The 23,740-nt window shown below is 54.1% G+C and carries 23 protein-coding genes; 22 read left to right on the forward strand and 1 reads right to left on the reverse strand.

The window, feature by feature from the left end; translation table 11 throughout:
* Nucleotides 1-6 precede the first annotated feature (6 nt).
* Complete coding sequence (pyk, locus tag BN1190_RS06595) at nucleotides 7-1,767, forward strand: pyruvate kinase (RefSeq protein ID WP_040286197.1); 1,761 nt, start codon at nucleotides 7-9, stop codon at nucleotides 1,765-1,767.
* Between the two features lie 59 nt (nucleotides 1,768-1,826).
* On the forward strand, nucleotides 1,827-2,210 hold the full coding sequence (locus tag BN1190_RS06600; RefSeq protein WP_040286198.1) for an FxsA family protein: 384 nt from the start codon (nucleotides 1,827-1,829) through the stop codon (nucleotides 2,208-2,210).
* On the opposite strand, the gene BN1190_RS06605 is transcribed toward BN1190_RS06600, so the two are convergent.
* Nucleotides 2,200-3,129 carry an AI-2E family transporter gene (locus BN1190_RS06605; RefSeq protein WP_052461732.1) on the reverse strand — a complete coding sequence of 310 codons (930 nt, stop codon included), beginning with the start codon at nucleotides 3,127-3,129 and terminating at the stop codon, nucleotides 2,200-2,202. The two genes, BN1190_RS06600 and BN1190_RS06605, sit on opposite strands and share 11 nt — an antisense overlap.
* 233 nt (nucleotides 3,130-3,362) lie before the next feature.
* Between BN1190_RS06605 and citZ the strand changes: the two genes are divergently transcribed.
* From citZ to BN1190_RS06705, 20 genes are all read left to right on the forward strand, one after another.
* Nucleotides 3,363-4,478: a citrate synthase gene (gene citZ, locus BN1190_RS06610; RefSeq protein ID WP_040287177.1), complete on the forward strand. Its 1,116-nt coding sequence runs from the start codon at nucleotides 3,363-3,365 to the stop codon at nucleotides 4,476-4,478.
* A 74-nt stretch (nucleotides 4,479-4,552) separates the two neighbouring features.
* The gene (icd, locus tag BN1190_RS06615; protein WP_040286199.1) at nucleotides 4,553-5,821 is read left to right on the forward strand and encodes an NADP-dependent isocitrate dehydrogenase; all 1,269 of its coding nucleotides are present in this window, start codon (nucleotides 4,553-4,555) and stop codon (nucleotides 5,819-5,821) included.
* Nucleotides 5,822-5,985: 164 nt separating this feature from the next.
* On the forward strand, nucleotides 5,986-6,927 hold the full coding sequence (gene mdh, locus BN1190_RS06620; RefSeq protein ID WP_040286200.1) for a malate dehydrogenase: 942 nt from the start codon (nucleotides 5,986-5,988) through the stop codon (nucleotides 6,925-6,927).
* A gap of 89 nt (nucleotides 6,928-7,016) precedes the next feature.
* On the forward strand, nucleotides 7,017-7,496 hold the full coding sequence (locus BN1190_RS06625; RefSeq protein ID WP_040286201.1) for a MaoC/PaaZ C-terminal domain-containing protein: 480 nt from the start codon (nucleotides 7,017-7,019) through the stop codon (nucleotides 7,494-7,496).
* Nucleotides 7,497-8,204: a response regulator transcription factor gene (locus BN1190_RS06630; protein WP_276327487.1), complete on the forward strand. Its 708-nt coding sequence runs from the start codon at nucleotides 7,497-7,499 to the stop codon at nucleotides 8,202-8,204.
* Entirely contained in the window at nucleotides 8,201-9,628 is a 1,428-nt protein-coding gene (gene pnpS / locus BN1190_RS06635) for a two-component system histidine kinase PnpS (RefSeq protein WP_040286202.1), read from the forward strand. The genes BN1190_RS06630 and pnpS overlap by 4 nt, the downstream gene beginning before the upstream one ends.
* A gap of 99 nt (nucleotides 9,629-9,727) precedes the next feature.
* On the forward strand, nucleotides 9,728-12,355 hold the full coding sequence (polA, locus tag BN1190_RS06640; RefSeq protein ID WP_040286203.1) for a DNA polymerase I: 2,628 nt from the start codon (nucleotides 9,728-9,730) through the stop codon (nucleotides 12,353-12,355).
* Between the two features lie 9 nt (nucleotides 12,356-12,364).
* A complete protein-coding gene (gene mutM / locus BN1190_RS06645; protein WP_040286204.1) occupies nucleotides 12,365-13,237 on the forward strand; it encodes a bifunctional DNA-formamidopyrimidine glycosylase/DNA-(apurinic or apyrimidinic site) lyase in 873 nt (290 codons plus the stop codon).
* Between the two features lie 19 nt (nucleotides 13,238-13,256).
* The gene (gene coaE / locus BN1190_RS06650; RefSeq protein WP_040286205.1) at nucleotides 13,257-13,850 is read left to right on the forward strand and encodes a dephospho-CoA kinase; all 594 of its coding nucleotides are present in this window, start codon (nucleotides 13,257-13,259) and stop codon (nucleotides 13,848-13,850) included.
* A 124-nt stretch (nucleotides 13,851-13,974) separates the two neighbouring features.
* Nucleotides 13,975-14,997: a glyceraldehyde-3-phosphate dehydrogenase gene (locus BN1190_RS06655; RefSeq protein WP_040286206.1), complete on the forward strand. Its 1,023-nt coding sequence runs from the start codon at nucleotides 13,975-13,977 to the stop codon at nucleotides 14,995-14,997.
* Nucleotides 14,998-15,175: 178 nt separating this feature from the next.
* Nucleotides 15,176-15,667 (forward strand): transcriptional regulator NrdR, encoded by a 492-nt coding sequence (nrdR, locus tag BN1190_RS06660; RefSeq protein WP_040286207.1) that lies wholly within the window; start codon nucleotides 15,176-15,178, stop codon nucleotides 15,665-15,667.
* A 17-nt stretch (nucleotides 15,668-15,684) separates the two neighbouring features.
* Nucleotides 15,685-17,055 carry a replication initiation and membrane attachment family protein gene (locus tag BN1190_RS06665; protein ID WP_040286208.1) on the forward strand — a complete coding sequence of 457 codons (1,371 nt, stop codon included), beginning with the start codon at nucleotides 15,685-15,687 and terminating at the stop codon, nucleotides 17,053-17,055.
* On the forward strand, nucleotides 17,056-17,997 hold the full coding sequence (gene dnaI, locus BN1190_RS06670; protein WP_040286209.1) for a primosomal protein DnaI: 942 nt from the start codon (nucleotides 17,056-17,058) through the stop codon (nucleotides 17,995-17,997).
* A gap of 361 nt (nucleotides 17,998-18,358) precedes the next feature.
* Nucleotides 18,359-20,293 (forward strand): threonine--tRNA ligase, encoded by a 1,935-nt coding sequence (thrS, locus tag BN1190_RS06675; RefSeq protein ID WP_040286210.1) that lies wholly within the window; start codon nucleotides 18,359-18,361, stop codon nucleotides 20,291-20,293.
* 584 nt (nucleotides 20,294-20,877) lie between these two features.
* A complete protein-coding gene (gene infC / locus BN1190_RS06680) occupies nucleotides 20,878-21,384 on the forward strand; it encodes a translation initiation factor IF-3 (protein ID WP_040286211.1) in 507 nt (168 codons plus the stop codon).
* Between the two features lie 30 nt (nucleotides 21,385-21,414).
* The gene (rpmI, locus tag BN1190_RS06685) at nucleotides 21,415-21,615 is read left to right on the forward strand and encodes a 50S ribosomal protein L35 (RefSeq protein WP_040286212.1); all 201 of its coding nucleotides are present in this window, start codon (nucleotides 21,415-21,417) and stop codon (nucleotides 21,613-21,615) included.
* 90 nt (nucleotides 21,616-21,705) lie between these two features.
* Nucleotides 21,706-22,065, forward strand: coding sequence for a 50S ribosomal protein L20 (gene rplT, locus BN1190_RS06690; RefSeq protein ID WP_040286213.1), 360 nt, complete (start codon nucleotides 21,706-21,708; stop codon nucleotides 22,063-22,065).
* 123 nt (nucleotides 22,066-22,188) lie between these two features.
* The gene (locus tag BN1190_RS06695) at nucleotides 22,189-22,482 is read left to right on the forward strand and encodes a DUF1294 domain-containing protein (RefSeq protein WP_040286214.1); all 294 of its coding nucleotides are present in this window, start codon (nucleotides 22,189-22,191) and stop codon (nucleotides 22,480-22,482) included.
* A 29-nt stretch (nucleotides 22,483-22,511) separates the two neighbouring features.
* A complete protein-coding gene (locus BN1190_RS06700) occupies nucleotides 22,512-23,000 on the forward strand; it encodes a dUTP diphosphatase (protein ID WP_040286215.1) in 489 nt (162 codons plus the stop codon).
* Between the two features lie 99 nt (nucleotides 23,001-23,099).
* The gene (locus tag BN1190_RS06705) at nucleotides 23,100-23,609 is read left to right on the forward strand and encodes a helix-turn-helix domain-containing protein (RefSeq protein ID WP_040286216.1); all 510 of its coding nucleotides are present in this window, start codon (nucleotides 23,100-23,102) and stop codon (nucleotides 23,607-23,609) included.
* Nucleotides 23,610-23,740 lie beyond the last annotated feature (131 nt).

A 23,740-nucleotide genomic window follows, 5' to 3' on the forward strand; every position in this document is an offset into this window, starting at 1 on the left:
AGCACAATGAGAAAAACGAAAATTGTCTGTACGATCGGACCAGCAAGTGAATCACCTGAAAAACTGGAACAGCTGATCGATGCGGGCATGAACGTCGCACGGCTGAATTTTTCGCACGGGGATCATGAAGAACATCTGAACCGCATCCAGGCGATCCGGAAAGCGGCGGATGCCAAGATGAAGACCGTCGGGATCCTGCTCGATACGAAAGGTCCGGAAATCCGTACGCATACGATGGAAAACGGCGTGATCGAACTGCGCACCGGTGAAGCTGTAGATGTCTCGATGACCGAAGTGGTGGGGACGAAAGAACGGTTCTCCATCACGTATGACCAGCTGATCGACGATGTTGATAAAGATGACACAATCCTGCTGGACGATGGGTTGATCATGCTGAAAGTGACCGGGAAGGACAAAAGCCAAGGGCTTATCCATACGGTCGTCGTCAATTCAGGTGAACTGAAGAACAAAAAAGGTGTGAACGTACCCGGCGTTTCGGTCCAGCTGCCCGGCATCACGGAAAAGGACAAGCAGGACATCCTGTTCGGCATTCAGCATGGACTCGACTTCATCGCCGCGTCGTTCGTGCGCAGACCGGAAGACGTCCTTGAAATCCGGGAATTGCTGGAAAAGAACGGCGGTTCAGCCATCCATATCATCCCGAAGATCGAAAATCGGGAAGGTGTCGATAATATCGATGCGATCATTGAAGTGTCCGACGGGCTCATGGTCGCGCGCGGAGACCTGGGTGTGGAAATCCCGCCGGAAGAAGTGCCGGTCATCCAGAAGGACCTGATCGAAAAATGCAACCAGGCGGGCAAACCGGTCATCACAGCGACGCAGATGCTCGATTCGATGCAGCGCAATCCGCGTCCGACCCGCGCTGAAGCGAGTGACGTGGCAAACGCCATCTTCGACGGATCCGATGCGATCATGCTGTCAGGTGAAACGGCGGCCGGCCTGTATCCTGCCGAGTCGGTGGAAACGATGGACCGCATCGCGCGGAAGATCGAGGAGTCATTCGATTACCGTGCGTTCATCACGACTAGACGCCGTGAAAAGCACGGCAATCTGACGGATGCGATCGGTCAGGCAGCTGCCTACACGGCCATCAACCTGAACGTCAATGCGGTCATTGCACCGACCGAAAGCGGGACGACTGCGCGGATGATTGCGAAATACCGTCCTGGATGCCCGATCATTTCCGTCACTTCCTCCGAATCGATCGCCCGCAGACTGACACTCGTCTGGGGTGCCTATCCGATTGTCGGCAGACGCGTCAGCTCCATCGACTCGATTCTTGAGGAATCGGTGGAAGAGAGCGTCAAGCATAAGTATGTCACGCACGGCGATGTCGTCATCATCACAGCAGGCGTGCCGGTCGGAGAGGCAGGAACGACAAATCTCATGAAGATCCACGTGATCGGCGACATGCTCGCGAAAGGCCAGGGAATCGGGAAGTCGGTCGCCTATGGCCGTGCGATCATTGCGAATACGCCGGAAGAAGCGGAAGGCTGCGAGTTGGACGGTGCGATTCTTGTGACGAATTCGACGGACCGTGATATGCTTCCTGTACTTGAAAGATGTGCAGGACTCATCACGGAAGAAGGCGGTCTGACGAGCCATGGGGCAATCGTCGGTCTGAACCTGGGGATCCCTGTCATTGTCGGTGTCGACAGAGCGACCCAAATCATCAAGCATGATAAGGAAATCACGATGGACGCTGAAACAGGTGTCATTTATAAAGGACATGCCAAAGTACTATAAACTGAAAAACCGCTTCCCTGAACAAGGGACAGCGGTTTTTCGCAAAAGGAGGCAAAACTGTGAAATGGCTCATACTCCTATTCATCGCCGTCCCGGCTGCTGAATTGGCTCTTCTGCTGGTCGCAGGCAGCCATCTCGGCGTCATTCCGACAATCGCGATCATTTTCATCACCGGTATCGGCGGCGCATACCTCGCGAAACGGCAGGGATTCCGGGCAATCACTGATTTCCGGCAGCGGATGTCGTTAGGTGATCCCCCAGGACCCGCGATCATCGACGGTCTGCTGATCTTCGCGGGCGGCGTGCTGCTTCTTGTGCCAGGGTTCATCACCGACGCAGCCGGACTTCTTCTGCTGTTCAGCTGGCCGCGCAAGTGGGTCCGTCCCTTCATCATCCGTCAGATCTATAAAAAGATGAAAAAAGGAACCATCATCATCCGCTGAATTTCGGGTGGGTCTTCACCTTCATGGCGATGTACATCAAAAATGGTGTCAGAAGGATGCCCGGCAGGCCGAATAGATAGAACGAACTCGCCGTGATCAAGAATGCATGGACAGGCTGCACCCGGAACGTGGACGCCCAGAGGTACGACTCGCCGAACTGGCGGCTGAGGAGTGCCAGGCAGTACAGCAGGAGAAGGGCAGACCCGAACAGCAGATTGCCTGTGTAGTAATAGAAGAGGATCATCGGGAACAGGAACAGCCCGATACCGAGGAACGGCAGGCTGTCAGCAAGCGCGATGAAAAACGCCGTACCGATCGGTGATGAGAATGACAGCGCAAAGAAACCGGCGGTCAGCAGGAGAAACGTGAGGCAGAACAGCCGTGCCTCGATGGAGATGAAATGACCGGCAAGTTCGCCGGCTTTCCTGAACAGACGGTGTGCCTGCTCCCGCATCACTTTCGGGAAATAGACGAGAAACCAGAAACGGTCCCTTCCCGTCTCCCGGAGGGCGAAGAAAAAGGCGACCAGGAAGATGAACACCGTAAATACTTGCTGGAACAGCAGTGCAGAGAACGACACGGCATGCTCGACCACCGTGTAGCCTGCAGTCAGTATATGATCCTTGAAAAAGGCGACAGCAACCCCTGACCAATCCTGGCTGCCGGTCAGCGGCTCCAGATGCCGTTCGGCTGTAGTGAGGGTCTCCATCATACTGTGCGTCACCATGAATGACAGACCGGCCAGCACACTGATCATGACGCCCATCGACAGCAAGGTGGCGAGCGTCCGCGGAACTCTCAGCACATCATGGAACAGTCTCATCAGCGGTGCTGCAAAGTATGCCAGTATAATTGCGACCCCGGCGGGCGGCACGGCAAAGAGGAACAGCCCGCCCGCCACTGCGGGCAGGAAAGGCATGATGAAGTCCTTGAAAACCGTATAAGTATTCCAATTTCTGATTGCTGAACACTCCCCGATAACAGATTTCCTCCGAATTGTGTGCATTATCATTCACAAAACAGACAAAGTTTACTATAATGACAGATGTAAGCGTTTTTAGCGGAACCAATATAATCAGAACAGCCGTATGTCCGGACCGGCAGATGAGAAGACCGAGGATGCAGCGGCTGCTGACTGAAGGAGAGAGTTTCATGACATCTACTAAAGGTTTAGAAGGAATTGTAGCGACACAATCCTCGATCAGTTCAATCATCGATGATACCCTTACATACGTCGGGTATGACATTGACGATCTGGCTAACAATGCAAGTTTCGAGGAAGTAGTCTATCTTCTATGGCACTTGCGGCTTCCAAAAGAAGATGAGCTTGCCGAACTGAAACAGCAATTGGCGGATAACATGTCCCTGCCTGATGAAGTTCTCGCTCATTTCAAAACGTATCCGATCAAAAACGTACATCCAATGGCGGCTCTGCGCACAGCAATCTCCATGTTAGGGTTATATGACGAAGAAGCGGAAGATATGTCCAAGGAAGCGAACTACAAGAAGGCGGTCAAGCTCCAGGCGAAGATCGCGGCAGTCGTGACGGCATTCGCCCGCATCCGGAAAGGTCTGGAGCCGGTCGCTCCGGATACTTCACTCGGCTATGCGGCGAACTTCATGTATATGCTGAAAGGCGAGAAGCCGGAAGACGTGGAGATCGAAGCATTCAACAAGGCGCTCGTCCTTCATGCCGACCACGAACTGAATGCGTCCACATTCACAGCACGTGTCTGTGTTGCGACATTATCCGATATGTATTCAGGCGTGACAGCGGCAATCGGCGCGTTGAAAGGTCCTCTCCATGGTGGTGCCAACGAGCAGGTCATGAAGATGCTCATGGAGATCGGCAGCGAAGAGAACGTGGACAAGTATATCCATGGCAAGCTCGAAAACAAAGAGAAGATCATGGGCTTCGGCCACCGTGTCTACCGCAAAGGGGATCCGCGTGCAAAGCACCTGCGTGAAATGTCCGAAAAACTTACGGAACTCCGGGGTGAAGGCAAGTATTTCCGTATGTCCGAGCAGATCGCCGGCATCGTGACAGGCGAAAAGAAACTGCCGCCGAATGTTGATTTTTACTCGGCATCGGTATATCATTCACTTGGGATTGACCATGATCTGTTCACGCCGATCTTCGCGGTTTCCCGTATTTCGGGCTGGATTGCACACATTCTGGAACAGTACGAAAACAATCGTCTGATCCGTCCGCGTGCGGAGTACACAGGTCCTGATATGCAGAAATACGTACCGATCGAAGAACGGTAAGCAGCAGGAAAGACGATAGTGGGGCGGTATGCGCGCATACCGGCCCTATACTTATGATTCAGGGAGGAATTTTAATGGCTAACGAAGGTAAAATCACAGTAACTGACGGTAAATTGAATGTACCGGATCACGCAGTAATCCCTTTCATCATCGGTGACGGCACAGGCCCTGATATTTGGCATGCGGCATCCCGCGTCCTTGAAAGCGCTGTGGACAAAGCATATGACGGCAAGCGCAAGATCGAGTGGAAGGAAGTACTCGCAGGGGAGAAGGCATTCAACGAAACAGGAGAATGGCTGCCGCAGGAAACGCTTGATACGATCGAGGACTATCTCATCGCCATCAAAGGACCTCTGACTACACCGATCGGCGGCGGGTTCCGTTCATTGAACGTAGCGCTCCGTCAGGAACTGGACCTCTATACATGCCTGCGTCCGGTCCGCTACTTCGAAGGTGTCCCTTCACCTGTCAAGCATCCGGAAGACTGTGATATGGTCATCTTCCGTGAAAACACAGAAGATATCTACGCAGGGATCGAGTACAAAGAAGGCACTCCGGAAGTCAAGAAAGTGATCGAGTTCCTCCAGAACGAAATGGGCGCGAAAAACATCCGGTTCCCTGAAACTTCAGGTATCGGCATCAAGCCGATCTCAGAGGAAGGAACGAAGCGTCTTGTGCGCGGTGCTTTGAACTATGCAATCAAAGAAGGACGCAAATCCGTTACACTCGTACACAAAGGCAACATCATGAAGTTCACGGAAGGCGCCTTCAAGAACTGGGGCTATGAAGTGGCTGAACAGGAGTTCGGCGACAAAGTATTCACATGGAACGAATACGACCGCATCAAGGACGAGCAGGGTACGGATGCAGCGAACAAAGCGCAGTCTGATGCCGAAGCGGCAGGCAAGATCATCGTGAAGGATTCCATCGCGGACATCTTCCTCCAGCAGATCCTGACACGTCCGAAAGAATTCGACGTCGTTGCGACAATGAACCTGAACGGCGACTACATTTCAGATGCACTTGCAGCACAGGTCGGCGGCATCGGTATCGCACCAGGAGCCAACATCAACTACGATACTGGCCACGCGATCTTCGAAGCGACTCACGGAACTGCACCGAAATACGCAGGTCTTGACAAAGTGAACCCATCCTCCCTTCTTCTTTCCGGCGTCATGATGCTTGAGCACCTTGGCTGGAACGAAGCGGCTGACATGATCACGAAGTCGATCGAGAAGACGATCGCTTCGAAAGTTGTCACGTACGACTTCGCACGTCTCATGGACGGTGCAACCGAAGTGAAGACATCCGAGTTCGCAGACGAGCTCATCAAAAACCTGTAAGAGTACGAACTGTACGGTCAGGCACTCAATAGACAAGAAGACAAAAAGCAGATGCTATCCAGACAGCCTCTGCTTTTTGTTTACAGAAAAATACCGGATGCATCCCATGACCGGCCGACAGGGCCAGCGGACTATCATCTCACTAAGGAAAGGGCGTTTTCGTTATGGTATTGGCACGTAAAAAAGTAACAGTGATCGGTTCAGGATTCACAGGAGCGACAGCCGCATTCCTCATTGCGCAGAAAGAACTGGCGGATGTCGTCCTGGTCGATATCCCGGATATGGAAAAACCGGCACAGGGCAAAGCGCTTGATATGCTGGAGTCCGGTCCCATCCTCGGCTTCGATGCACAAGTCACGGGAACCGCGGACTATGCGGATACGAAGAATTCCGACCTGGTGATCATCACCGCAGGCATCGCCCGGAAGCCGGGCATGAGCCGTGACGACCTTGTACAGACGAACCAGAAGGTCATGAAATCCGTGACACAGGAAATCGTCAGACATTCTCCGGAGACGACGATCCTCGTCCTGACGAACCCGGTGGATGCCATGACGTATACGGTTTTCAAAGAATCCGGCTTCCCGAAAGAGCGTGTGATCGGCCAGTCCGGTGTTCTTGACACAGCGAGATTCCGTACATTCGTGGCACAGGAGCTGGGCGTCTCCGTCAAAGACGTGACAGGATTTGTTCTCGGCGGACATGGGGATGACATGGTGCCGCTCGTACGCTGCTCGGCAGCCGGCGGCGTCCCGCTCGACACTTTGATGACAGGCGAGCGCATTGCGGAAATCGTGGAGCGGACGAGGAAAGGCGGGGCGGAGATCGTCAATCTGCTCGGCAGCGGATCTGCATACTATGCGCCTGCCGCAGCTCTCGCGGAGATGGCGGAAACAATCCTGAAAGACCAGAAACGGGTCATCCCGGCGATTGCTTACTTGGAGGGCGAATACGGCATGGACGGCATCTATCTCGGTGTACCGGTCATTTTGGGGAAAGGCGGTATAGAAAAAATTGTTGAACTCGAACTGACGGACGATGAAAAAGCAGCCCTGCAGAAGTCCGCGGACTCTGTGAAAGCCGTCATGGCCGTATTGACGGACTGACCCGCGCGCGGTCAGATGGTGCTCCATTCCTTTTTGCAGTATGGTAAACTTTAGCTGGTTTCATCACATTTCCATGAGGGGGACTTTATTTGATACTTGGGAAGAAACGAAGAGTCGGCAGAGCGATTAACGAAATCAAAGTCGGTGAGAAACTGAAATTGACGGAAAAGATCGAGGACCGCGATCTGCTGCTCTACCTCGGCCTGACGAACGATCCGAATCCGATCTACATTCAGCACGATTTTGCATCCCAGACAGACGTCGAGCGGCCGATCGTCCCGACGCTTATGCTGACAGGCATCCTCACATCCGCCATTTCGAAATACCTGCCGGGTCCCGGGACGTATGTGCAGTCGCAGCACCTGGACTTTCCAGTGCCGCTCCATCATTATGAAACGATCGAAATCACACTGGAGATCATCGAAATCGACACGGACAGCAACCAGGCTGTCATCCATGCGGAAGGCCGGAACGAAGCAGGGGCTGTCGTGGTCGAAGGACGGATTGCCATCGTGCCGCCTGCGCTGAAAAACCGTCAGCTGACGTCCCAGACATTGGATAATTTCTGAATGGGTACCGCAGAGCAACGCATGCAGACCATCCTCATCGTAGAAGATGATCCATCGATCTCAAAACTCATCGATTACAACTTGAAGCAGGCCGGCTACCATACGCTGACCGCAATGGATGGCCTTGAAGCGCTGAAGGCTGCCGCAACAGAAGGACCCGACCTCATCCTTCTCGATCTCATGCTGCCGGGGATCGACGGAATTGAAGTCTGCCGGCGGCTGCGCAGCCAGCAGATCGAAATCCCGATCATCATGCTCACGGCGAGGACCGAAGAGGCCGACAAAGTCCGTGGTTTGGAGATCGGCGCGGACGATTATATGACGAAACCATTCAGTCCCCGTGAGCTGACCGCACGTGTGAAGGCCGTCCTGAGACGGATGGGGAACCAGCCGTCTCAGGAGGCTGTCATTTCGCTGAACGGCATCACTGTCTATCCCGACCGGTACGCAACGGAACTGAATGGGGAACCGCTCGATTTCACGCCGAAGGAATTCGAACTGCTCGTCCATCTCATGAGAAACAAAAACCGTGTGCTCTCCCGGGACCAATTGCTCCAGGCTGTCTGGAATTACGAATTCAGCGGAGACACCCGCATCGTCGATGTCCATATCAGTCATCTGCGCGATAAGATCGAATTAGATACGAAAAAACCGCAGTCCATCAAGACGCTGCGGGGAATCGGCTACAAATTCGAGGTGAACCCATGAAAACGGAGGGTCATACGTCCAGGATCCTGCTGACCGCGTGCGCAGTTCTCGTCGTATTCTCGGTCGTATCGTGGATCGTACTCAGCCAGTTCTTCAATATCTTTGCGAAAGACACGGATTCCGGCCTTGAACAGCGGTACTGGCTGTACTTGACAGTCGTCATCTTGCTGTTCCTCGTCATCAGTCTCTTCATCGTCTCCCGTATTCTGTACCATTTCACGAAGCCGGTCGATGAAATTGCCATGGTGGCGGATAAATTGGCGGCAGGCGATTACAAAACCCGGGCTGCGGTGAGTGAATTCAGTGATCTCGGCAACATCGCCGCCTCGCTTAATAAAGTAGCACAAACCGGACAGGAGACTCAGATGGTGCGATCCATGGAGAAAGAGCGGCTGAAGACGCTGATTGAAAGTATCGGCAGCAGCCTGCTCATGCTCGGCAGGGGCGGCACGGTGAACCTCATGAACGGCGTGTTTGCCCAGACGTTCCATACATCCTCTCAGGAACTCATCGGTAAATCGTTCAAGGAGATCGGGCTGCCTGCGGAAGCGGAACAGCTGATTGAAAACGTCTTCCTGTCCGAGCAGGTGCACGAACGGCCGATCCGCCTGAACAGGAACGGGGCGCCGGTCGATCTGAACGTCTATGGCGCGCCGGTCATCGGACGCCACGGCAACTGGCTCGGAATCATCGTCGTCTTCCACGACATCTCGAAAATCATCCGGCTCGAAGAGATCAGGAAAGACTTCGTGGCCAATGTATCCCATGAGCTTCGGACGCCTGTCACGTCCATCAAAGGATTCGCAGAGACGCTGCTGGACGGGGCGCTTGACGATCCGGAAATCTCCCGGGAATTCATCCGGATCATCGAGAAGGAGAGCACCCGTCTCCATTCGCTCGTCACCGATCTGCTGGAACTCTCGGGTATCGAGCAGCACAGCTTCAGGCTCGATATCGACCGGATTGACGTAACAGCAATCATAGCCGAAGCGGAGGAACTGGTATCGAAACGGCTCGCGGAAAAAGGGATGCGGCTGACTGTCATGGCCCCTGAAGAAGCGGTCATCGAAGCCGACGGCCGCCGGCTGATGCAAGTGCTCGTCAACCTGCTCGCCAATGCAATCGCCTATTCGAAAAACGGAACAATAATCCGGATCACCGTGCGGATTGATGGCGGCAGTCTCATTCTCTCCGTGGCTGACGAAGGTATCGGAATTGACCCGGATAAGATTCCCCGCCTGTTCGAGCGGTTTTACCGGGCCGATCTGGCGAGAAGCCGGGAGTCGGGCGGCACGGGACTCGGACTTGCAATCGTCAAGCACCTTGTCGAAGCGCACGGCGGAGACGTATGGGTCGAGAGTGAAGTCGGCAACGGCTCGGAGTTTTTTGTCCGTCTTCCGATCCATCAGCTGCCGCGGCCATAACTGACAGCCATGACACATCGCGTCGTTTTCTTTTCATCCTGCCTGCATGGTAAGATGGGGGGAGACGACGTTTTTTTGACGAAGGAGTGGACGAGTGACGTGACAACAGAAAAAATTGTATTGCTCGACGGAAACAGCCTGGCATACCGTGCGTTCTTCGCACTGCCGCTGCTGACGAACGACAGCGGCATCCACACGAATGCCGTCTACGGCTTCACGATGATGCTCCAGAATATCCTGAAAGAAGAACAGCCGACCCATATACTGGTCGCCTGGGACGCCGGAAAGACGACATTCCGGCACAGCACCTTCAGCGAGTACAAAGGCGGCCGGCAGAAGACACCGCCCGAACTGTCCGAGCAGTTTCCGTATTTGCGTAAATTGCTGGAAGCGTTCCGGATTCCGCAGTATGAATTGGAAAACTATGAGGCGGACGACATTATCGGCACCTTAAGCCGCGCAGCGGGCGAGCGGGCAGTCGAAACGGTCATCATATCAGGGGACAAGGACCTGACCCAGCTTGCGACAGACTCAGTGACCGTCTGCATCACACGGAAGGGCATCACCGACATGGAGGCCTATACACCTGAGCATGTTGAAGAGAAATACGGCATCGAACCGCTCCAGATCATTGATATGAAAGGACTCATGGGGGACGCCTCCGATAATATCCCGGGCGTTCCGGGGGTCGGTGAGAAGACGGCACTGAAACTGCTGAAACAGTATGGCTCGGTCGAAAAGATCTATGAATCGCTGGATGAAGTGAGCGGGAAGAAGCTGAAAGAGAACCTGACGGAAAACGAAGCGCAGGCGTTCATGAGCAAACAGCTCGCTACGATAGACGTACAGGCCCCTATCACAGTCGGATACGATGAGCTGACTTACAGCGGACCGGACGACGAACGGGTGAAGTCCATTTTCAAAGAACTGAAATTCACCACGCTTCTCGAGAAGATGGGGGAGACGGCAGCTGAAGAGCCGCCTGCGGAAGCAATCGAAGTGGAAACGAAGCATTCGGTCACCGAGCAAGACCTGACCGGACATATGGCGGTCCATTTGGAAATGATGGATGACAACTATTTCACCTCCGACTTGTTCGGCCTGGCATTCGCAGATGGAGAGCGTGTATTCTATATGCCGATCGAGGATGTCCAAACTAGTGATGAAGTGAAAGTGTGGCTCGCCTCCGAAGAACATGAGAAATACACGACCGACGCAAAAGCCCTGTTCGCAGCGCTCGACCGGATCGGGATTCCCGTTTCCGGCATTGATTTCGACCTGACGCTTGCTGCTTATATCGTCAATCCATCCCTGTCGTTCGATGATGTGTCGGAAGCGGCCGCATCGGTCGGCTGGAAGCAGATCGAAAAGGACGAGACGGTCTATGGGAAAGGCGCGAAGAAAGCACGGCCGGAAGGCGCCCGGCTTGCACAGCACGCAGGCGCGAAGGCGGCGGCTGTCTGGAACCTCCGCGGGCCGGTCTCCCGGCAGCTGGAAGACAACGGCCAATATGAGCTGTATCACAATTTGGAACTGCCGCTGGCCAAGATCCTCGGAAAGATGGAAGCGACCGGCGTCAAGGCGGACCTTGCCACACTGCAGGATATCGGCACGGAACTGTCCGGACGGCTGGATCAGCTCGAAAAGACGATCTATGAAATGGCCGGACAGCCGTTCAACATCAACTCGCCGAAGCAGCTCGGTGTCATCCTGTTCGAAAAGATCGGTCTGACACCTATCAAAAAGACGAAGACGGGATATTCCACGGCAGCTGACGTGCTCGAAAAGCTGGCGCCTGAACATGAAATCATCGATCAGATCCTCCTGTACCGGCAGCTTGGAAAACTGAAATCGACGTACGTTGACGGTCTGTCAAAGGAAATCCATGATGACGGAAAGATCCACACCCGCTATCAGCAGGCACTCACGCAGACGGGCCGTCTCAGCTCCATCAATCCGAATCTGCAGAATATCCCGATCCGGCTCGAGGAAGGCCGCAAGATCCGTGCTGCCTTCGTCCCATCCGAACCAGGCTGGATCATGTTCGCAGCGGATTATTCGCAGATCGAACTGCGTGTGCTTGCTCACATCTCACAGGACGAAAAGCTGATCGAAGCATTCCGTGCCGGAGAAGACATCCATACGAAGACAGCGATGCAGGTGTTCCATGTCGGCAAGGACGATGTCACTGCCAATATGCGGCGCGCTGCAAAAGCGGTCAACTTCGGAATCGTCTACGGCATCAGTGATTATGGTCTCTCCCAGAGCTTGGATATCCCGCGGAAGGAAGCGGCTGATTTCATCGAAACCTATTTGGCAAGCTTCCCGGGTGTCAAGCGCTACATGGATGAGAGTATCCTGGAAGCGAAAAAGGACGGATACGTATCGACGATGATGAACCGGCGCCGTTACCTGCCGGACATCAACAGTTCCAATTTCAATCTGCGCGGCTTTGCAGAACGGACTGCGATGAATACACCGATCCAGGGGACAGCTGCGGATATCATCAAGAAAGCGATGATCGACATGGACGCACGGCTCGCAGCTGAGAATCTGCAGGCGCGCATGCTTCTCCAGGTGCACGATGAACTGATCTTCGAAGCGCCTGAAGAAGAACTGGAAAAACTGAAAGTGCTCGTTCCCGATGTCATGGAGTCTGCGCTGAAGCTGGACGTTCCGCTGAAGGTCGACTCGGCATTCGGTGCGAGCTGGTACGACACGAAGTGAGGTGATCCTATGCCGGAACTACCGGAAGTCGAAGGGGTCGTCCGTGCGCTCGCGCCTGTGGCGAGCGGCAGGACGATCCGGCGTGTCGCCATTTCCGAGACGGTCATCCGTTCGAAAGAGGCCGGTAAAGAGGCGATTGTCAAAGGGATGCCTGTCGAACAGTTCACCAGCCAGCTGGCCGGCTGGACGATCGACAGCATTGAGCGCCGCAGCAAGTATATCTACATCCATCTGTCCAGAGAAGCCAGCTGCCGCCTGCTCGTCAGCCATCTCGGCATGACTGGAGCGTGGTTCGCGGTCGGCTCGGTCGAAGATATCCGGGAACAGAAATTCCGGAATCATATCCACGCCGTGTTCGAAATGGAGGACGGTGGACTGCTTGTCTATTCGGATATCCGCCGGTTCGGTGAATTACGTCTGCTGACTTGTGCGGAAGATCATCCGCCGCTTCTCGAAATGGCACCTGAGCCGTTCGATGATGAGGCAGAGTCCTTTTTCATCCATAAAGCGGAAACGCCGGCATTCCGTAAAAAGGCGATCAAGGAAGTGATCATGGACGGACGTGTAATTTCAGGCTGCGGCAATATTTACGCGACAGAAGCACTGTTCCGGACAGGAATCCATCCCAAACGGACAGCCGGCCGGATAAGCGAAGCGAGGAAACGGCAGCTGTTCCGGGAAATCGCGGCCGTCCTGAGGGAAAGCATCGACGCAGGGGGCAGTTCCATTTCGGACTACCGCAACATCAACGGCGAAGCAGGTTCGATGCAGGACAGGCTGCAGATGTACGGGCGGAAAACCTGTCCTGTCTGCGGCGCCCAGACGGCGGCCGTCCAGATTGCGGGACGCACATCGACATACTGCAAGAAATGCCAGCATTGAACACGAAGGAGTGACTTTCATGATCATCGGTCTGACGGGCAGCATCGCGAGCGGAAAGAGCACCGTCGCACGCATGCTGAAAGAAAAAGGACTTCCGATCGTTGACGCGGACGAGATTGCGCGTCTCGTCGTCGAACCCGGAAGCCCCGTTCTCGAAGACATCAAGGCTGCGTTCGGTCCCCGGGCCATCCGGGAGGACGGTGCCATGAACCGGGAGTATGTCGGGAAGCTTGTATTCGGCGACGACGCCAAGCGGATGCAGCTGAACGGGATCATCCATCCGGCCATCCGTAAAGAATTGATCGCCCAGAAAGAACTGTATATTGAAGCGGGGGCGGAAACGGTGGTCCTCGACATTCCGCTGCTGTTCGAGAACAGATTATTCGAGTATGTCGAGAAGATCCTGGTTGTGTCCGTAAGTCCGGAAATCCAGCTGGAGCGCCTTATGCTGCGGAACGGCCTGACGAAGGCGGAAGCGGCCACCCGTATCGCGTCCCAGCTGCCTGTGAAGGAAAAAGAGGCGGGGGCGGACGCTGTCATCCATAACGACGGCTCCCTGGAAGAGACGGAACGTCAAGTGGATGAAGTGCTGACCGCTTGGCAGGTGCACTGACCATTCAGAAAAATCGAACATTGTTCACTCTTGCACAAACTCTTTCCACACAGTGAAAATGTGTTATACTATTTACGAGTATTCGAGTAAACAGTATAACATCATACATACGGGAGGACTTTTCATGACCACATCAGTAGCGATTAATGGATTCGGCCGCATCGGCCGAATGGTATTCCGGCAGTTGATCACAGAGGACGAAGTGACTGCCATCGCCATAAACGCCTTATATCCGCCGGAAACGCTGGCACATCTGATTAAGTATGACACAACTCACGGAACGTTTGACGGCGACATCGAAATTGCGGACAACGCGCTCATCGTCAACGGAAAGCGTGTCGAGCTCGTCGCAGAACGTGACCCATCCAAACTCCCTTGGAAACAGCTCGGCGTCGACATCGTCATTGAAGCGACTGGTGTCTTCAATGCACGTGACAAAGCCGCCCTCCATTTGGATGCCGGCGCGAAGAAAGTCATCCTGTCAGCTCCCGGGAAAAACGAAGACATCACGATCGTGATGGGCGTGAATGATGAGAAACTCGATATTGCAAAGCATGACGTCATCTCGAATGCCAGCTGCACGACGAACTGCCTGGCGCCTGTCGTCAAAGTGCTGAACGACGAATTCGGCATCGAGAATGGCCTGATGACGACCGTCCATGCCTATACGAACGATCAGAAGAACCTGGATAACCCGCACAAGGATCTGCGCCGGGCCCGCTCATGCGGCCAGTCGATCATCCCGACTTCGACAGGTGCAGCAAAAGCGCTCTCACTTGTGCTGCCTGAATTGGAAGGCAAGATCCATGGTATGGCGCTGCGTGTCCCGACACCGAACGTCTCACTCGTCGATCTGGTCGTCGACCTGAAGGAAGACGTAACGGCTGAACAGGTGAACGAAGCATTCAAGAAAGCATCCGGAAGCTCGATGAATGGCATCCTCGGCTTCACGATGGAACCGCTCGTTTCCATCGATTTCAATAACACGACAGACTCCGCGATCATCGACGGCCTGTCCACGATGGTCATCGGGGATCGAAAAGTCAAAGTGCTCGCCTGGTATGATAACGAGTGGGGCTACTCCGCGCGCGTCGTCGACCTGACGAAGAAAGTTGCGAAAGAACTGCGGGCTGGTGTCAGTGCATAATTGATTTGAATAGCGAAAACTGTCCATCCGGCTGCCTGTGTGCAGACGAATGGACAGTTTTTTGCAGTTTTACGGGTCGTTTGCACAATCATACGTCGAACCATGTCTGCAGACGGGTGTTCTGCAGCCTATCTGTCTGGTATACTGGATAGACTAAAGAAAACCGGAGGAACGAACCATGAAATGTCCAGCCTGCCACTACAACGGGACGCGTGTCGTCGATTCAAGGCCAGCCGAAGAGAATAGCTCGATCCGCAGACGCCGTGAATGCGAAAAGTGCAGCTACCGGTTCACAACATTTGAAAAAGTGGAGGAAGCCCCTCTTATCGTCGTAAAGAAGGAAGGGACCCGCGAAGAATTCACAGGTGAGAAACTGCTCCGCGGCCTGGTCCGTGCCTGTGAAAAACGGCCGGTGCCCCTGGAAGACCTGCAGAATATCGTCCTCTCGATCGAACAGGAACTGAAAAGCCGCGGCATTTCCGAAATCGCTTCACATGATGTCGGAGAGATGGTGATGGAGCGGCTTGCGGCTGTCGATGAAGTCGCCTACGTCCGTTTTTCGTCCGTCTACCGGGATTACCAGAACATCACGATGTTCATCGAGGAATTGAAGAATCTGCAGCAAGGGCCGCTCCGCGAAAAGTCCGGTCCCCTCGATGAGTCCAACTAGCAGGAAGGTGAGAATGCATGCTTTACCAGGAATTACAGCCGGTGGATGCCTATACGTTGAAGCCGTCCGCCTCTTTTTCGGACTATGACCGGCAGCTCCTCTCCCTGTTCTACCAGCCGCTGACCGGGCCGGAACCGATCAGCCTGTTCCTGACCTTATGGGCGGATGCCGAAACGAATGCCGCCCGTCAGTTCAACCACTACCACCTCATGAACCATCTGAGCATGTCGCTGCCGTCCGTTTTCCAGGCACGTATTTCGCTGGAAGCGATCGGTCTGCTGCGCTCCTATATGTGTACGGAAGGCGACAGCCGCTCGTTCATCTATGAACTGCTGCCGCCGCTCGATGCGGAACAGTTTTTCCACGATCCGCTGCTGGCGACGTTCCTGTTCAGCAAAATCGGGGAACAGTCCTACAGGGAACTGCGCGCCCGGTTCTCAATCGAACAGCCCGATATGCACAATTTCAAGGAAGTCTCCAGGAACTTCCTGGACGTCTACACACCCGTCAATGGCAATGCGCACGAACTGCTGAACGACCAGCCGCTGAAAGAGCGTAAGACAGCGGAAGGCGTGCCGTTCGATGACAGCTTCTTCGACTTTGATATGATGATGAGCGGTCTGTCGGAACAGATGGTGCCGCGCAGCGCAATCGCAGGGATTTCGCACCAGCTGATCGCGAAGCTCGCATTTCTTTATTCCCTGTCACCGCTCGATATGCAGAAAGTGATCATGATGGCGCTGGACGAAAACCTCGAGGTACCCGAAGAACGGCTGCGGCGGGCGGCGACCGAGTTCTATAAGGTCAACGTCTCGAACACGGCGCCGAAACTCAACAAGTTTTACATCCCTGAAGATGCGCCCGAACCGGCAGGCGGACAGGCGCCGCTGACGAAGCAGCAAGAACTATTGGCGTACTTTAAACGGACGAGCCCCCGCGAACTGCTTTATGACCTGATCGGTTCTGAACCGTTTTCGGTGGATGTCAAACTGGCGGAGCGGCTCATGAACACTCATAAGCTGCCGTTCGAAGTTGTCAACGTCCTGCTGCACTATATCGTGCTGAACAACGACGGCAAGATCACGAGCGGTTTCGCGGAGCGTGTCGCCTCCCACTGGGCGATGAAAAAAGTCGCGACTGCGGAAGAAGCGATGGAGCTCTCCCGAAAAGGGCTTGACGAGATGGAACAATGGAAGAAGGAAGGCTCCCGCTCATCCGGCAGAAGCCGGAAACCGGCCAGGGAAGAGCAAGTGCCGGACTGGTTCAAAGAAAAGGAAAAAAGCAAAGAACCTGCACAGCAGGAATCCGCCGAAGATGCCGAAGCGATTGAAACGAAACGCAGGGCACTCATGGCGAGACTGGAATCGATGCGGAATGGGGTGAACTAATTGGAACGGATTGGAGATGCCATGAAACGCGTCATCAACGCGCCGGCACTGGCGGCCAGGTACGACCAGCTGCGTGATGAGGTACTGGCGGATGAACGGATCCAGCAGTTCGTCGAGGAGCATGCAGAAGAGATCGACAAGCAAGTGATCGACCGCAGCCTTAACAAACTCTATGAATATACGACGGCCTCGCACAAATGCGGGGATTGCCCGAGTCTCGATGGCTGTATCAACGTCATGAAAGGGTTCGAGCCGCTGCTCGTCATGAATCAGGGACTGATCGACGTGACGTATACCCGCTGTCCGCGAAAAGAACTTGATGATGAGAAACGCCATGTCAGCAAGATGCTCGACTCCCTGTACATGCCGCGTGACGTGATGGCGGCCAAGCTGCCGGATATCGACCTGTACCACGACAACAGCCGGCTCGATATCGTCGACCTTGCGGGACGGTTCATCACCGAATACGAATCGACGGGCAGCCTGCCGCAAAAAGGGCTCTACATCCACGGCCCATTCGGCACCGGTAAGTCATTCATCCTCGGGGCACTTGCGAACGAACTCGCAAGCCGGCAGATCCGGACCGTCGCCGTCTATCTGCCCGAATTCCTGCGGGAGATCAAACAATCGATCCAGGACCAGTCGCTGAACGAGAAGATCGATTTCGTGAAGAAAGCATCGGTCCTCATGCTCGATGACATCGGTGCCGAATCGATGTCCGCGTGGACGAGGGACGAAGTGCTCGGGACGATCCTGCAGTACAGGATGGCGGAACAGCTGCCGACCTTCTTCACGTCCAACTTCACATTGTCCGAGCTCGAACACCATATGACCTACACGCAGCGCGGCGAAAAAGAGCCGATCAAAGCGGCGCGCATCATGGAACGGATCCGCATGACGAGCGATCCCGTCAAACTGTCGGGCAAAAATCGCCGCGGCTGATCCGGGCTGTCGAAAGCAGGCGGAATTTGTACTGCGGCTCTTGCTTTTTGCACGGGTATTCACTATACTGGACTCAATACAGTGAACAAATGCTTGGAAAAGGATACGGATTGCCTGTACGGCCGACAGAGAGCGGGGGAAAGTGCTGAGATCCCTGCAGGAACCGGCATCAGTCCACCACCTTGGAGCAGCAGCGGGGAAACGAGAGTACCTGCTGACGGACCCGGCCCGTTAGCCGTTTGAAGCTTCATCATTCCGCTTGCCGGATTGAAGGAAGAAGGGTGGAACCGCGAGAACCAGACTCGTCCCTTTATGGGATGGGTCTTTTTATGTTTTCAAAAAACAAAAGGAGTGCATTCAAATGCCAGAATCAGTACAGTTGAAATTCCCGGACGGAGCCGTAAAAGAGTTTCCGGCTGGTACGACGACAGAAGATGTCGCCGCTTCGATCAGCCCGGGACTCCGGAAAAATGCACTCGCAGGAAAACTCGGCGAGCAGCTGATCGACTTGAAAACACCGATCGAACACGATGGGGACATCGCCATCATCACATCCCAGTCGCCGGAAGCGCTCGAAATCCTGCGGCACAGCACTGCACACCTGCTCGCGCAGGCTGTCAAGCGCAATTTCCCGGATGCAAAACTCGGTGTCGGGCCGGCGATCGAAAACGGGTTCTATTACGATATCGACTCCCCGACACCGATCACGGCAGACGACCTGCCTGAACTCGAAAAGGAAATGAAACGCATCATCGGAGAGAACCTGCCCGTCGTCCGCCATACGGTGACACGTGCGGAAGCGCAGAAGCGTTTCGAGGAGATCAACGACGAATACAAACAGGAACTGCTTGAAGCGATACCGGAGAACGAAGAAGTGACCATCTACGAACAGGGTGAATTCTTCGACCTGTGCCGCGGTGTCCACGTGCCATATACCGGCAAACTGAAGGAATTCAAACTGCTGAGCATCGCAGGAGCCTACTGGCGCGGAAATTCCGACAACAAGATGCTCCAGCGGATCTACGGCACTGCGTTCTTCAAGAAAGAAGACCTGAACGCCCACCTGAAGATGCTCGAAGAAGCGAAAGAGCGCGATCACCGCAAAATCGGACGCGAGCTCGACCTCTTCATGAACTCGCAGAAAGTGGGGCAGGGACTGCCGCTCTGGCTGCCGAAAGGCGCGACGATCCGCCGCGTCATCGAACGCTACATCGTCGACAAAGAAGAACGGCTCGGCTACGACCACGTCTATACACCGGTACTCGGCAGTGTGGACCTGTACAAGACTTCCGGCCACTGGGATCATTACCAGGACGGCATGTTCCCGGTAATGAGCATGGACAACGAAGACCTCGTACTCCGTCCGATGAACTGCCCGCACCATATGATGATCTATAAGAACGGCATCCACTCGTACCGCGAACTGCCGATCCGCATCGCGGAACTCGGCACGATGCACCGCTACGAGATGTCCGGCGCACTCTCAGGACTGCAGCGTGTCCGCGGCATGACACTGAACGACGCGCACATCTTCGTCCGTCCGGACCAGATCAAAGAAGAATTCCAGCGCACCGTCCAGCTCATCATCGACGTCTACAAGGACTTCAACATCACAGACTACTCCTTCCGCCTGTCCTACCGCGATCCGGCAGACACGGAAAAGTACTTCGATGACGACGCAATGTGGGAACGCGCGGAAAGCATGCTGAAAGAAGCGATGGACGGCATGGGGCTCAGCTACACCGAAGCGATCGGCGAAGCCGCATTCTACGGTCCGAAACTCGACGTCCAGGTCAAGACGGCAATCGGCATGGAAGAGACACTATCCACTGTCCAGCTCGACTTCCTCCTGCCGGAACGGTTCGATCTCACATACGTGGGCGAAGACGGAAAGCAGCACCGCCCGGTCGTCATCCACCGCGGTGTCGTCTCAACCATGGAACGCTTCGTCGCCTTCCTCATCGAAGAATACAAAGGCGCATTCCCGACATGGCTCGCACCGGTACAAGTCGAAGTCATCCCGGTCTCACCGGAAGCCCACTTCGGCTACGCCGACAACATCCGGGAACAGCTCACAGCAGCCGGCTTCCGCACCGACCTCGACAGCCGCGACGAAAAAATCGGCTACAAGATCCGCGAAGCCCAAGTCCAGAAAGTCCCGTACATGCTCGTCCTCGGCGACAAGGAAATCGAATCCGAAACCGTCAACGTCCGCAAATACGGCGAACAGAAATCCGAATCCATGTCCTTCACGGACTTCCTGGACCTGCTCAAACAAGACACCAACCGTGATTGATTTAAAACTGTTTTTTAGGACTGATTTAAATAGAAGAGGGCTGCCTGCTGATGGCGGCCCTATTTTGATTGGTCTGCTGCAATGACGGATACTTATACCAGCGGAGTGGAAGACGGCGACTCCTGGGGGATTAGCGAGACAGTTGAGACCCCGCAGGAAGCGCAGCGACCGAGGAGGCTCAACGCTCGCCCCCCGGAAAGCGTCCGTCTGGAACGAAGTGGATACGGAAGATGGTCTTATGCGTATATACTCTGTATTTTCTTTGTTGACATGTCTGCTGATCTTATGGTAAAGTAGTTAAGGTAAATGAATACGGTTTGTGATACAAGAAGGAGCTGCCCGCTTCTCACCCCAACGACGCCATCCGGCAGTTGCTGAGGTCAGCACAGTAGTGAAGCCTCGTGCCGAAACACGCACGTGTGCCTATGCGGGTGGACAAATGACCATTTGTCTGCTTTTTTTATTGCCTCATTACCGGAACGGTCCAAACCCGCCGGTTCTGCAAGCTGTGCCGAACGGCGCAGACTGCTCAAACAGAGTATTCGCGAGATATTATTCGGAGGTGGATTACGATTAGCAAAGATATGTATGTGAACGAAGGAATTCGTGCCCGTGAACTTCGACTTATCGACCACAATGGTGATCAGCTCGGCATTAAATCCCGCAACGAAGCACTTGACATCGCTGCGCGTGCCAATCAGGACCTCGTCCTTGTCGCACCGAATGCGAAGCCGCCGGTAGCCCGCGTCATGGACTACGGGAAATTCAAGTTCGAGCAGCAGAAAAAAGAGCGGGAAGTCCGTAAGAACCAGAAGATCATCCAGGTCAAAGAAGTCCGGCTCAGCCCGACGATCGACGAACACGACTTCCAGACAAAACTCCGCAACGGGATCAAATTCCTCGAAGCCGGAGACAAAGTGAAAGCATCCATCCGCTTCCGCGGACGTGCAATCACGCACAAAGAGATCGGCCAGCGCGTGCTCGACAAATTTGCAGAAGCCTGCAAAGAAGTCGGAACAGTGGAAGTCCGTCCGAAAATGGAAGGCCGCAGCATGTTCCTGATGCTCGCCCCGATCAACGAGAAAAAGTAAGCTGAACAAACGATTTAGGAGGAACAGATCATGCCAAAAATGAAAACTCACCGCGGATCCGCGAAACGTTTCAAGAAAACAGGAACTGGTAAAGTGAAGCGCGGCCGCGCGTACACAAGCCACCTTTTTGCCAACAAGTCGACAAAAGCAAAGCGTCACTTGCGTAAAGGCGCCCTCATTTCATCCGGAGACTACAAGCGTATCCGTGAAATGATCACGTACATGAAGTAAGTTTCCAACCCTGTGCCGCATGGACGACTGTCAGCGGCCGCCCTATACTAAACTAAATTTATTCTTATTGAATAGCAGGAGGTAATTACTATGCCACGCGTAAAAGGTGGAACAGTGACGCGCAAGCGCCGTAATCGAGTATTGAAATTAGCGAAAGGGTATTTCGGTTCGAAACACCGTCTATACCGAGTAGCCAACCAGCAGGTCATGAAATCATTGAACTATGCATACCGGGACCGCCGCCAGAAGAAGCGGGACTTCCGTAAACTCTGGATCACACGTATCAACGCGGCTGCACGTGCCAATGGCATGTCATACAGCACACTGATGCACGGTCTGAAAGTTGCGGGCGTTGACGTGAACCGCAAAATGCTTGCAGACCTGGCTGTTACAGATACAGCAGCATTCGCTCAATTTGCAGCAACTGCAAAACAATCACTGTCTAAATAATCGACACTGCCTGCACCGCGGTTCCGGAACTTTCGGGACGCGGTGTTTTTTAATAGAGCGTATAGAAACAAGCATAAAGACTCTGAAATTTTGGCCGACAAGTAAGAGTAGGGAGGAGATCATATGGAAGTCATCGCACTTGCCTGGGTTGCCGGGATGTCCGTATTGACGTTTGTCTCGATGGGATATGACAAAAGACAGGCAGTCCGCCGCAGACGGCGTGTCCCGGAGAAACGGTTATGGCTGTTCGCTGCAGCGGGGGGCGGTCCGGGTGCCTATCTGGGCATGCAAGTCTTCCGCCACAAGACGCTGCATACGCAGTTCCGGGTCGGTTTCCTGATGCTCGCCTTGCTCGATGCAGCCCTTCTCCTCTATCTTTTCGGCTTCGGTATGCCGGCACTTCCACAGTTCAGCTGACAAGGAAGCGCGGCGGAAAGGGGTACCCAATGGAACTTGAAAAATTGTTTACCATGCAGGAAGCACTTGATACATACATTCACCAGCAGCACAGCCTGTCGACAGGGGACCTGTTCCATGAAAAAGTGCTGGCACTGCTCGTGGAACTGTCCGAATTAGCAAATGAGACCCGCTGTTTCAAATTTTGGAGTACCAAAGGACCTTCCGAACGCTCGGTCATTTTGGAGGAATATGTGGATTCAATCCACTTCCTATTGTCACTCGGCATTGCATCCGGACTTACGGCCTTCAATGATTGGGACATCGAATCCACCTCCGATTCGCTGACTGCAGTATTCCTGGACACGAACCGGGCAATCCTCCATTTCGAAGCAGATCCCACCATGCATACCTACACGGGTCTTTGGACACAGTACGGCCGCATTGCAGAAAAACTCGGGTTCACACCTGACGAGATCATTGCCGCGTATATTGACAAAAACGAAACGAATTATGAGCGTCAAAAATCGGGATATTGAAGTCTTCCGTTCTATGAGATTTATTGAAAAAATAATGGATTGACAAACTCAATGAAATGAAAAATAATAGAACAAGAGACTATTAGAGGAGGATTTTTTGTGAACGAGTGGAGCAAGGAAGCGTTTGGAATCAGGTTGAAGGAACTAAGAGAACAGCGGGGCCTCTCCATGATGGCCTTCGGTGCGGCCATCGGCACATCGGCGAGCCGCATCAAAGACTGGGAAAAAGGGAAAAACGCGCCGTCTGCAGCCTGGGTTGCAAAAATTTCGGAACGTTTCAACATCTCGACAGATGAGCTGATTTTAGGGGATTCGAAGAAGTCTCCTGCTTTCAATCAGTCGAACAGTGCCAGTGCAGAGCCTCTCTATGAGCGTCTTCGCGAGACATTGACCGTTGACGGATTTGCGGACGAGCAGAGCGACGAGATGACTGCATTGTACGAACAGCTGGACGCCGATAACAAAGCGCGGTACCGGAGCGGGAAAGGCCGCCGTCTTGCAGAACGTGAAATGCTGCACCTGCTGACGAAGCTGCCGAAAAAAGATGTCCTGGAACTGCTGGAACTGGCAAAGCTGAAATGCCGCCTGCAGAAGCCGGCCGGGAACTGACATACACAGAGACGGACACAGCGGATTTCATCATCTGCTGTGTCTTTTGTTTTGGAGATTACGAAAGGTACGCTATGATGATAGAAGTGCAGGAAAATTCCCGCAACAATTATGCGCAAGCAGGAAGGTGG

It is taken from the genome of Sporosarcina koreensis, from assembly GCF_000826145.2.
In the GTDB taxonomy this organism is placed as follows: Bacteria; Bacillota; Bacilli; order Bacillales_A; family Planococcaceae; genus Sporosarcina; species Sporosarcina trichiuri.